Source organism: Kitasatospora sp. NPDC056800, assembly GCF_042789775.1.
Classification (GTDB): Bacteria; Actinomycetota; Actinomycetes; order Streptomycetales; family Streptomycetaceae; genus Kitasatospora.
This window is the reverse complement of sequence record NZ_JBHUAL010000089.1, coordinates 24,026-34,697: the sequence shown is the minus strand read 5'-3', so window position 1 is coordinate 34,697 and position 10,672 is coordinate 24,026. Positions and strand designations below refer to the sequence as shown.

The 10,672-nt window shown below is 71.9% G+C and carries 10 protein-coding genes; 8 read left to right on the top strand and 2 right to left on the bottom strand.

Annotation, left to right across the window (positions count from 1 at the left end):
• Window positions 1-52: 52 nt before the first annotated feature.
• Window positions 53-430: a DUF1844 domain-containing protein gene (locus ACFRQN_RS20585; protein ID WP_049649872.1), complete on the bottom strand. Its 378-nt coding sequence runs from the start codon at window positions 428-430 to the stop codon at window positions 53-55.
• 446 nt (window positions 431-876) lie between these two features.
• On the opposite strand from ACFRQN_RS20585, the gene infC reads away from it, so the two are divergent.
• The 8 genes from infC (at window position 877) to ACFRQN_RS20545 (ending at window position 9,511) form a co-directional block, all read left to right on the top strand.
• Window positions 877-1,629: a translation initiation factor IF-3 gene (gene infC / locus ACFRQN_RS20580; protein ID WP_380741461.1), complete on the top strand. Its 753-nt coding sequence runs from the start codon at window positions 877-879 to the stop codon at window positions 1,627-1,629.
• Between the two features lie 142 nt (window positions 1,630-1,771).
• Window positions 1,772-1,966, top strand: a complete 195-nt coding sequence (gene rpmI / locus ACFRQN_RS20575; protein WP_030055648.1) for a 50S ribosomal protein L35 — start codon at window positions 1,772-1,774, stop codon at window positions 1,964-1,966.
• 109 nt (window positions 1,967-2,075) lie between these two features.
• On the top strand, window positions 2,076-2,471 hold the full coding sequence (gene rplT, locus ACFRQN_RS20570; RefSeq protein WP_030055649.1) for a 50S ribosomal protein L20: 396 nt from the start codon (window positions 2,076-2,078) through the stop codon (window positions 2,469-2,471).
• A gap of 100 nt (window positions 2,472-2,571) precedes the next feature.
• Window positions 2,572-3,438 carry an RNA methyltransferase gene (locus ACFRQN_RS20565; protein ID WP_049649870.1) on the top strand — a complete coding sequence of 289 codons (867 nt, stop codon included), beginning with the start codon at window positions 2,572-2,574 and terminating at the stop codon, window positions 3,436-3,438.
• A gap of 117 nt (window positions 3,439-3,555) precedes the next feature.
• Window positions 3,556-4,659, top strand: coding sequence for an ATP-binding protein (locus ACFRQN_RS20560; protein WP_049649869.1), 1,104 nt, complete (start codon window positions 3,556-3,558; stop codon window positions 4,657-4,659).
• Window positions 4,660-4,796: 137 nt separating this feature from the next.
• A complete protein-coding gene (gene pheS / locus ACFRQN_RS20555; RefSeq protein ID WP_049649868.1) occupies window positions 4,797-5,918 on the top strand; it encodes a phenylalanine--tRNA ligase subunit alpha in 1,122 nt (373 codons plus the stop codon).
• Entirely contained in the window at window positions 5,918-8,419 is a 2,502-nt protein-coding gene (gene pheT, locus ACFRQN_RS20550; protein ID WP_380741460.1) for a phenylalanine--tRNA ligase subunit beta, read from the top strand. Before pheS ends, pheT begins: the two co-directional genes overlap by 1 nt.
• A 249-nt stretch (window positions 8,420-8,668) precedes the next feature.
• The gene (locus tag ACFRQN_RS20545) at window positions 8,669-9,511 is read left to right on the top strand and encodes a chitosanase (protein ID WP_049649866.1); all 843 of its coding nucleotides are present in this window, start codon (window positions 8,669-8,671) and stop codon (window positions 9,509-9,511) included.
• Between the two features lie 72 nt (window positions 9,512-9,583).
• On the opposite strand, the gene ACFRQN_RS20540 is transcribed toward ACFRQN_RS20545, so the two are convergent.
• On the bottom strand, window positions 9,584-10,453 hold the full coding sequence (locus tag ACFRQN_RS20540; RefSeq protein ID WP_074002349.1) for a 3-hydroxybutyryl-CoA dehydrogenase: 870 nt from the start codon (window positions 10,451-10,453) through the stop codon (window positions 9,584-9,586).
• Window positions 10,454-10,672 lie beyond the last annotated feature (219 nt).

The following is a 10,672-nucleotide window of genomic DNA, read 5'->3' as shown; positions in this document are numbered from 1 at the left end:
GGTCAGCCTACTAGACTAGTAGGCTGACCTCCCCCTTTTCCCCGTCCGGACTTCAGGAGTAGACCGGCCCGGTGAACTTCTCGCCCGGCCCCGCGCCCGGCGCGTCCGGGACGACGGACGCCTCGCGGAACGCGAGCTGGAGCGAGCGCAGCCCGTCCCGCAGCGGCGCGGCGTGGAAGTTGCTGATCTCCGGGGCGCCGGCGGTGACCAGCCCGGCGAGCGCGGTGATCAGCTTGCGGGCCTCGTCCAGGTCCTTGTCCTTGTCGCCGCCCTCGGCGAGACCGCACTTGACCGCGGCGGCGCTCATCAGGTGCACGGCGACGGTGGTGATCACCTCGACGGCCGGGACCTCGGCGATGTCGCGGGTGAGGTCGTCGAAGCCGATCGCGTCGTCGTCCGCGCCGGGGTTCTGGGTGGGCTCGCTGCTCAAGGGTGGCTCGTTCCGTTGTGCCGTGTGGGTACACGTGGAGCGTACAAGGGGGTCCGCGCCGGGGCGGAATAGCGTTCGACCGCGTGACGCTGTAAGCTTCGAGACTGACCGGCCGGGATCCCGTATGGGCACTCGGCCAGCAAGTGGAGGCTCCACTGAGGAGGCCCGAGAGGGCAACCGCGAAAGTCTCCCACCTTGTCGGCCTCGCGGCCGACGGGTCCCGGTCCGCGACGGGCGCCCCTGGCGCCGAGTCGCCGCAGCGCCCCTCACCGGGCGCAGCCCCCGGTTGTGTGGAGCCCCGCTTGTACCGAGCGGGGCTTTTTTCGTGTGGCGGTGTACGTAGCCGGACAGCGCAGCACGAATGAAGCCCCGCCCAGTGGTCGAGTCCACTACGTGCGACCGCCGTCCGACGGCCGCATCGCAGAAGGTGCAACCGAGGAGGCCCCATCAGCACCGAGCCCCGCATCAACGACCGGATTCGCGTCCCCGAGGTGCGACTCGTCGGTCCCAGCGGCGAGCAGGTCGGCATCGTGCCGCTTGCCAAGGCGCTGGAGCTCGCGCAGGAGTACGACCTCGACCTGGTCGAGGTCGCGGCGACCGCCCGGCCGCCGGTGTGCAAGCTCATGGACTACGGCAAGTTCAAGTACGAGTCGGCCATGAAGGCCCGTGAGGCGCGCAAGAACCAGGCGCACACGGTCATCAAGGAGATGAAGCTCCGGCCGAAGATCGACCCGCACGACTATGACACCAAGAAGGGTCACGTCGTCCGGTTCCTCAAGCAGGGCGACAAGGTCAAGATCACGATCATGTTCCGCGGTCGTGAGCAGTCCCGCCCCGAGCTGGGCTTCCGTCTGCTCCAGCGGCTCGCCGACGACGTCCAGGACCTGGGCTTCGTCGAGTCCTCGCCCAAGCAGGACGGCCGTAACATGATCATGGTTCTTGGCCCGCACAAGAAGAAGACCGAGGCGATGGCCGAGGCCCGCGCCCTCGCGGACGCCCGCAAGGCCGAGCGTCAGGGCCGCACCGGCGGCCCCGACGCCGCTGCGGACATCGAGGACGAGGACGTCGTGACCGACATCGAGGACGTCGTGACCGACGTCGAGGACGTCGTGACCGAGGCCGAGGACGCCCCGGCCGAGGCGCCGGCCGTCGAGGCCGACGCTCCGGTCGAGCAGCCGGCCGCCTCCCAGGGCGCCTGAGCCCTCACCGGCCAGGAGGCCCGGGAGACCGGCCCCCAGGGTGACGGGGCGTCCCGCCCGGTCACCGCAGATCCATCCAGTTCACGCCCGCGCGGCGCACGTCGCGCGGGCGCGGACGGGACTGACGAGGAGATACGGCGAAATGCCGAAGCAGAAGACGCACAGTGGCGCCAGCAAGCGCTTCAAGATCAGTGGCTCTGGCAAGGTGCTGCGCGAGCGCGCCGGCCGCCGCCACCTCCTGGAGCACAAGCCCTCGACGCTGACCCGCAAGCTGGCCGGGACCGTCGAGCTGGCCCCCGCTGACGCCAAGAAGATCAAGAAGCTTCTCGGCAAGTGATCGCCCTCCCGCCCGGCGCGAGCCGTGAGCGGGGCAGCTGATCCTTCCCGACCCATTCGAATGACGGACCACGTGAAGTAGTCCGTGGTCCAACCCAAGGAGTAATCAAGTGGCACGCGTCAAGCGGGCAGTCAACGCCCACAAGAAGCGCCGGGTCATCCTGGAGCGCGCCAGCGGCTACCGTGGCCAGCGTTCGCGCCTGTACCGCAAGGCCAAGGAGCAGGTCACCCACTCGCTGGTCTACAACTTCAACGACCGCAAGAAGCGCAAGGGCGACTTCCGTCAGCTGTGGATCCAGCGCATCAACGCTGCGGCCCGTGCCAACGGCATCACCTACAACCGCTTCGTGCAGGGCCTGAAGGCCGCCAGCGTCGAGATCGACCGCAAGATGCTGGCCGACCTGGCCGTCAACGACCCGGGTGCGTTCGCCTCCCTGGTCGAGGTCGCCCAGAAGGCGCTGCCGGCCGACGTGAACGCCCCGAAGGCCGCCGCGGACGCCGCCTGATCTTCCGAGATCGGTTGAGCTCTGACCGGACCCGCAGGCTCGCCTGCGGGTCCGGTCCTGCTTTCGCCCCCCTCCTTCAGCGCCCTCAGAGATCGAGACCATGCCGAGCACCGACACCCCCCTGCTGACCTCCCTGCGCTCGCCGCGCGTCGTCGCCGCCCGCCGGCTGGCCAAGCGAAGCCAGCGCGGCAAGGAGCGCCGCTTCCTGGTCGAGGGCCCGCAGGCCGTCCGGGAGGCCGTCGCCTTCGGCAGGCTGCCGGGCAGCGGCGAGCACGCCGTGGTCGAGGTCTACACGACCCAGGAGGCCGCCGAGCGGCACGCCGGCATCGTCGAGGCCGCCCTGGCGGAGGGGCTGCCGGTGCTGACCGCCACCGACGAGGTGATCGCCGACATCTGCGACACCGTGACCCCGCAGGGCATCGTGGCGCTCTGCCGCTTCATCGACACCCCGTTCGACGAGGTGCTCAGGGCCCGCCCCAAGCTGGTCGCGGTCCTCGCCCACGTGCGCGACCCCGGGAACGCCGGCACGGTGCTGCGCACCGCCGACGCGGCCGGCGCGGACGCCGTGGTGCTCACCGACGCCTCGGTGGACCTCTACAACCCGAAGGCCGTCCGGGCCTCCGTGGGCAGCCTGTTCCACCTGCCGGTGGCGGTCGGCGTGCCGGTCGAGGAGGCCGTCGGCAGGCTGCGCGAGGCCGGTGTCCGGGTGCTCGCCGCGGACGGCGCGGGGGAGCGGGACCTGGACCAGGAGCTGGACGAGGGCACGCTGGGCGCGCCCGGCGCATGGGTGTTCGGCAACGAGGCGTGGGGGCTTCCGGAGGAGACCCGCGCGCTCACCGACGAGGTCGTGCGCGTTCCGATCCACGGCCACGCCGAGAGCCTCAACCTGGCCACGGCCGCGGCCGTCTGCCTGTACGCCTCGGCCCGGGCGCAGCGTTCGCCCGGCGGCTGCCGCTCGAACGCCTGACGCACCCGGGGGCGCACCGGGATCTCCCCGTTGCAAGCCCTACTACACCCGCCTGGGAGACGCTAGGGTCTGCCTCTGTGGGGGGAACGGCACGGTGGGTAATCGGGGAGGCAACCCATGGTCGGCAGCGGGCCAGAGCTCGACCCGGACGACCTGCCGGACGGCCTGGTGGTCGCCGACGCGCTGGGCCGGGTGGTCTGCTTCAACCGGGCCGCGGCCCGGCTCACCGGCGTGCTCCCGCAGGCCGCGCTCGGCAGCGGGCTGGAGGACGCCCTCCCGCTGGAGGACCTGGACGGCCGCCGCTGGTGGCAGCTGACCGATCCGTACGGCGGCCTGGCCATCCGCACCGGCCAGCCGGAGCGCAACCTGCTGCTGCCCGGCGGGCGTGAGGTGCTGGTCTCCGCCCGGTACGTGCGCGGCGCCCCGGGCGGGCCGCTGGAGCGCCTGGTGATCGCGCTGCGCGGCACCGAGGCCCGGCGCCGCACCGAGCGCAGCCACGCCGAGCTGATCGCCACCGTGGCGCACGAGCTGCGCTCCCCGCTGACGAGCGTCAAGGGCTTCACGGCGACGCTGCTGGCCAAGTGGGAGCGGTTCACCGACGGGCAGAAGCGGCTGATGCTGGAGACCGTGGACGCCGACGCGGACCGGGTCACCCGGCTGATCGCCGAGCTGCTGGACATCTCCCGGATCGACGCCGGCCGGCTGGAGCTGCGCAAGCAGGTGGTGGACCTGGCGGCGGCGGTGCGCCGGCACGTCGAGCGCAAGGTCGCCACCGGCATCCCCGAGGACCGGTTCGACATCCGGATCAGCGAGCCGCTGACCGTCCTGTGGGCCGACCCGGACAAGGTCGACCAGGTGCTGGCCAACCTGCTGGAAAATGCGGTGCGGCACGGTGAGGGAACTGTCACGATCGAGGTGGCACCGGCCAAGGAGGTCGTCGAGGCGCCCGTCTGGGAGCGCAACGGCACCCCGCCCCGCATCGTGGAAGGTACGGCGGTCACCGTGAGCGACGAAGGCAGCGGCATCCCCGAGGAGGCGGTGCCGCGCGTCTTCACCCGCTTCTGGCGCGGCTCCAAGCGCGGCGGTACGGGCCTGGGCCTCTACATCGTCAAGGGCATCGTGGAGGCCCACGGCGGCTCGATCCGCGTCGACCGCGCGCCCGGCGGCGGCGCCCGGTTCCGATTTATCCTGCCCGCCGGGGTGCCCGACTTCATGCTCTGAGCGCCGGGGCAGGTCGGACGTCGTTCCCCCCGGACGGGCTTCGCGGCAGCGGTGATACACGCTGCGACTACACTCGGCCTTTGGCGTTGGCCCAAAGACCTTGAGCACGGACGAGCAGGAGCACGGGAAAGATAGAGATGTCGGCACCCAACAAGTCGTACGACCCGGTCGAGGTCGAGGCCCTCAAGCCCGAGGTGGTGGAGCAGGCGCGGGACGAGGCGGTCGCCGCGTTCGCCGCCGCCGGCTCCCTGGACGAGCTGAAGCAGGCCAAGGTCGCCCACACCGGCGACCGCTCCGCGCTCTCGCTCGCCAATCGCGAGATCGGGGCCCTGCCCCCGCACGCCAAGGCGGCCGCCGGAAAGCTGATCGGTCAGGCCCGCGGGGCCGTCAACAAGGCCCTCGCCCAGCGGCAGGCCGAGCTGGAGGCGGAGCGGGACGCCCGCGTGCTGGTCGAGGAGGCGGTGGACGTCACGCTGCCGTACGACCGCGCCCCGCGCGGCGCCCGGCACCCGCTGACCACCATGGCCGAGCGCATCGAGGACACCTTCGTCGCGATGGGCTACCAGGTCGCGGAGGGCCCCGAGGTCGAGGCCGAGTGGCTCAACTTCGACGCCCTCAACCTGGGCCCGGACCACCCGGCCCGCTCGATGCAGGACACCTTCTGGGTCCAGGCCCCGGACGGCTCCGCGGACTCCGGCGTGGTGCTGCGCACCCAGACCTCCCCGGTCCAGGCCCGCACCATGCTCGACCGCGAGCCCCCGCTCTACGTGGTCTGCCCCGGCCGGGTCTACCGGACGGACGAGCTGGACGCCACCCACACCCCGGTCTTCCGCCAGGTCGAGGGCCTCGCGGTGGACGAGGGCATCACCTTCGCGGACCTCAAGGGCACCATCGAGGTGCTGGTCGAGAAGCTGATCGGCGGCGGCCTGGAGCTGCGCTGGCGCCCGTCGTACTTCCCGTTCACCGAGCCGAGCGCGGAGATCGACCTCCAGTGCTTCGTGTGCCGCGGCGAGAGCGTCGGCAACCCGGACCGCCCGTGCCGGACCTGCTCCTCCGAGGGCTGGATCGAGCTCGGCGGCTGCGGCGTGGTCAACCCGCGGGTGCTGGTCGCCTGCGGTGTCGACCCGAACCGCTACAGCGGGTTCGCCTTCGGCCTGGGCCTGGAGCGGATCCTGATGAATCGTCACAACGTCGCCGACATGCGCGACATGGTCGAGGGTGACGTCCGCTTCACCCTCCCGTTCGGGATGGAGATCTGATGCGCGTCCCGCTTTCCTGGCTGCGCGAGTACGTCGACCTGCCGGCCGGCGAGACCGGCCGTGACGTCGCGGAGCGCCTGGTCCGGGCCGGCCTGGAGGTCGAGACCGTCGAGCAGATCGGCGCGGACTTCAAGGGCCCGCTGGTGGTCGGCGAGGTGCTCTCCATCGAGGAGCTGTCCGGCTTCAAGAAGCCGATCCGGCACTGCTTCGTGAACGTCGGCGACGCCAACGGCACCGGCGACCCGCAGGAGATCGTCTGCGGTGCGACCAACTTCGCCGTCGGCGACAAGGTCGTGGTCGTGCTCCCGGGCGCCGTCCTGCCCGGCCCGTTCCCGATCGCGGCCCGCAAGACCTACGGCCACACCTCGGCCGGCATGATCTGCTCCGCCCGCGAGCTGGGCATGGGCGACGACCACAACGGCATCATCGTGCTCCCGCCGGAGTACGAGCCCGGCACCGACGCCATCGAGCTGCTCCAGCTCGTCGACGAGGTGCTCGACATCGCCGTCACCCCGGACCGCGGCTACTGCCTGTCCATGCGCGGTGTGGCCCGTGAGGCCGCCGCCGCGTACGGGCTGCCGCTGGCCGACCCGGCGCTGCTCGACGTGCCGCCGGCGAACTCCTTCGGCTACCTGGTGAAGGTCAACGACCAGACCGGCTGCGACCGCTTCGTGGCCCGTACGGTCGTCGGCGTCGACCCGAACGCCAAGTCCCCGATCTGGCTGCAGCGCCGGCTCCAGAAGTCGGGCATCCGCCCGATCTCGCTGACCGTCGACATCACCAACTACGTGATGCTGGAGGTCGGCCAGCCGCTGCACGCCTACGACAAGCAGCGCGTGGACGGCCCGATCACGGTCCGCCGGGCGGCGCAGGGCGAGACCCTCACCACCCTCGACGGGGTCGAGCGCAAGCTCTCCGCCGAGGACCTGCTGATCTGCGACAACAGCGGCCCGATCGGCCTGGCCGGCGTGATGGGCGGCGCCTCCACCGAGATCCTCGACCCGGCCGCAGGCCCGGGCACCACCGAGGTGATCATCGAGGCGGCGCACTTCGACGCGGTCGCCATCGCCCGCAGCGCCAAGCGGCACAAGCTGCCCTCCGAGGCGTCCAAGCGCTTCGAGCGCGGCGTCGACCCGGAGGCCACCCGCGCCGCCGCGCAGCGCGCCGTCGACCTGCTGGTCCTGATCGCCGGCGGCACCGCCGAGGCCGGGGTCACCGACATCGCGGCCCCGCACCCGGTGCGCACCATCACCATCGCCGCCGACCTGCCCGACCGGGTCGCCGGCACCGGGTACGGCCGCGAGACCGTCACCCGGCGCCTGCAGGAGATCGGCTGCTCGGTCTCCGGCGCCGACGTCCTGGAGGTCACCCCGCCGACCTGGCGGCCCGACCTCACGGACCCGTACGACCTCGCCGAGGAGGTCATCCGGCTGGAGGGCTACGACAACGTCCCCGCCCGGATGCCCAACGTCCCCCCGGGCAAGGGTCTGACCGAGGCCCAGCGGGTGCACCGTCGGATCGGCGTCGCGCTGGCCGCGGCCGGCTACGTCGAGGTCAACAACTACCCGTTCCTCGGCGAGCCCGCCTTCGAGGCGCTCGGCCTGGAGGCGGACGACCGGCGCCGCCGCACGGTGAAGCTGGTCAACCCGCTGAACGACGAGGAGCCGGCGCTGCGCACCACGCTGCTGCCGGGCCTGCTCGGCGCGCTGCGCCGCAACGTCGGCCGGGGCAACACCGACCTGGCGGTCTTCGAGACCGGCACGGTCTTCCTGCCCAAGGACGAGCTGAGCGTGGCCCCGCGTCCGGCGGTCGACCACCGGCCCAGCGACGAGGAGCTGGCCGCGCTGGACGCCGCGCTGCCGGACCAGCCGCGCCGGATCGCCGTCGCCCTCGCGGGCGAGCGGCTGCCGTCGGGCTGGTGGGGCAAGGGCTCCCAGGCCTCCTGGGCGGACGCCGTCGAGGCGGCCCGCACGGTGGCCCGTGCGGCCGGCGTCGAACTGACCGTCCGCCAGGGCCAGTTGGCGCCGTGGCACCCGGGCCGCTGCGCCGAGCTGCTGGTGGCCGGCACCGACCGGGTGGTCGGCCACGCCGGTGAGCTGCACCCGCGGGTGGTCAAGGCGCTCGGGCTGCCGGCCCGTACCGCCGCGATGGAGATCGACATCGACCTGCTGACGGCGGACGGCGCCGAGCGCGTCAACGGCCCGGCGGTCTCCGGCTTCCCGGTGGCCACCCAGGACGTCGCGCTGATCGTCGACACCGCCGTCCCGGCGGCCGAGGTCGAGGCCGCGCTGCGGGCCGGCGCGGGCGAACTGCTGGAGGCCATCCGGCTGTTCGACGTGTTCACCGGCGAGCAGGTCGGCGAGGGCCGGAAGTCGCTGGCGTACGCGCTGCGCTTCCGCGCGGTCGACCGCACGCTGACCGCCGACGAGGCCACCGCCGCCCGTGAGGCGGCCGTCGCCGAGGCCGTCGCCCGCACCGGCGCGGTGCTGCGCGGCGCCTGACGCGGCAGCGCCCGAGGAGGGCCCCGTCCCGGACCACGAGTCCGGGGCGGGGCCCTCTCCGTTTCCCCGGTGTTGTCCCGGCCGTTTCCCCGGCTCGACCGGACGGTCGCCCGGGCGTCGCGACCCGGCCGCCGGCCTTCAAGATCTCTTGAAGAGGTTCGGTCAAAACCCTTGCGGGAGCCGGGCCGAGAGCGTTTCCTTTTTCTCGTTAGGAAAGTTTCCTAACCCCACGAGGAATCGGAGCGTCCCATGCGCCCTCAGCCCCGTCGTGCCCTCCGCATCGCCCTCGCCGCCGCCCTGGTGGCCGCGCCGCTGACCGTCGCGGCCACCTCGGCGGCCCAGGCCGCCCCGTCGCCCGCCGCCGCCGTCCAGCTCAAGGGCGTCGGGCTGGACGACCCGCACAAGAAGGACATCGCCATGCAGCTGGTGTCCAGCGCGGAGAACTCGTCGCTGGACTGGAAGGCCCAGTACAAGTACATCGAGGACATCAAGGACGGCCGCGGCTACACCGCCGGCATCATCGGCTTCTGCTCCGGCACCGGTGACATGCTGGACCTGGTCCAGCACTACACCGACCTCAAGCCCGGCAACATCCTGGCCAAGTACCTGCCGGCCCTGAAGAAGGTCAACGGCAGCGAGTCGCACGCCGGGCTGGGCTCCGCGTTCGAGAAGGACTGGGCCACCGCCGCCAAGGACACCGTCTTCCAGCAGGCCCAGAACGACGAGCGCGACCGGGTGTACTTCAACCCCGCCGTCAACCAGGCCAAGAGCGACGGCCTGCGCGCGCTCGGCCAGTTCGCCTACTACGACGCCATCGTCATGCACGGCCCGGGCAACAGCTCGGACAGCTTCGGCGGCATCCGCGCCGCCGCCCTGAAGAAGGCCAAGACCCCCGCCCAGGGCGGCGACGAGGCCACCTACCTCAAGGCCTTCCTGGACGCCCGCAAGGTGGTCATGAAGAAGGAGGAGGCGCACTCCGACACCAGCCGGGTCGACACCGAGCAGCTGGTCTTCCTCAACGCCAAGAACTTCGACCTCAACCCGCCGCTGAAGTGGAAGGTCTACGGCGACAGCTACGCCATCAACAGCTGACGCCGGCAAGGCGAAAGGGCCCGGCGGCTGGTTCACAGCCGCCGGGCCCCGCCGTTCGGTCGCGCCGGGGTGTCAGGCGCTCGCGGTGTAGTCGTAGAAGCCCCGGCCGGACTTGCGGCCCAGCAGGCCCGCGTCGACCATCCGGGAGAGCAGCGGGGGAGCGGCGTACAGCGGCTCCTTGTACTCGTCGTACATCGACTCGGCGATCGAGACGATGGTGTCCAGGCCGATCAGGTCGCACAGCCGCAGCGGGCCCATCGGGTGGGCGCAGCCGGCCTCCATGCCCTTGTCGATGTCGGAGGCGGTGGCCACGCCCGTCTCGAACATCCGCACCGCGGACAGCAGGTACGGCACCAGCAGCGCGTTGACCACGAAGCCGGCCCGGTCGCGGGCGCGGATCGGCTCCTTGCCGAGCACCTGGGAGGCGAAGGCCTCGACCCGCTCGGTGGTGGTCGCCGAGGTGGTCAGGGTCGGGATGACCTCGACCAGCTTCTGCACCGGCGCCGGGTTGAAGAAGTGCAGGCCGATCACCTGCTCCGGGCGGGTGGTGGCGGCGGCCAGCTTCACGATCGGGATCGAGGAGGTGTTGGAGGCGAGGATCGCGTCGCGGCGCTCGACCACCCGGTCCAGGGTCTCGAAGATCTTGACCTTGATGTCCTCGCGCTCGGCGACGGCCTCGACCACCAGGTCGCGGTCGGCGAAGTCGGAGAGCTCGACGGTGAAGGACAGCCGGGCCAGCGCCTCGTCCCGCTGCTCGGGGCTCAGCTTGCCCCGCTTGACCGCCGTCTCCAGGGAGTTGGTCAGCCGGGTGCGGCCGAACTCCAGCGCCTCACCGCTGGCCTCCGACACCAGGACGTCCAGCCCGGCCCGGGCGAAGACCTCGGCGATGCCCGACCCCATCAGACCGCAGCCGATCACTCCGACGCGCGCGATGTCACTCACTCAGTTGCCCTTCGACGGTGCTGGGGGTCGCCCAGCTTTCGGGTGGCCCAGCGAGCTGCTGGACGACGGGCCGGTGTGCCGGAATGGGTGCACCGGTCACCGCCCCGACGACGTTACTACTCCGTACCGGCCAGTAGGTCACCCCCTCCCCGGCGTAGTGCCAGGGTCGGGCTTCACCCGAACGAGTGAGGCAGCGGCCCCGGACCCGTGTGCCCGGGG

Excerpts from the sequence above, each read along its gene's own strand:
- ACFRQN_RS20560 (WP_049649869.1), top strand. The coding sequence starts at position 3,556 with ATGGTCGGCAGCGGGCCAGAGCTCGACCCGGACGACCTGCCGGACGGC.
- ACFRQN_RS20545 (WP_049649866.1), top strand. The coding sequence starts at position 8,669 with ATGCGCCCTCAGCCCCGTCGTGCCCTCCGCATCGCCCTCGCCGCCGCC.
- rpmI (WP_030055648.1), top strand. The coding sequence starts at position 1,772 with ATGCCGAAGCAGAAGACGCACAGTGGCGCCAGCAAGCGCTTCAAGATC.
- ACFRQN_RS20565 (WP_049649870.1), top strand. The coding sequence starts at position 2,572 with ATGCCGAGCACCGACACCCCCCTGCTGACCTCCCTGCGCTCGCCGCGC.
- pheT (WP_380741460.1), top strand. The coding sequence starts at position 5,918 with ATGCGCGTCCCGCTTTCCTGGCTGCGCGAGTACGTCGACCTGCCGGCC.
- pheS (WP_049649868.1), top strand. The coding sequence starts at position 4,797 with ATGTCGGCACCCAACAAGTCGTACGACCCGGTCGAGGTCGAGGCCCTC.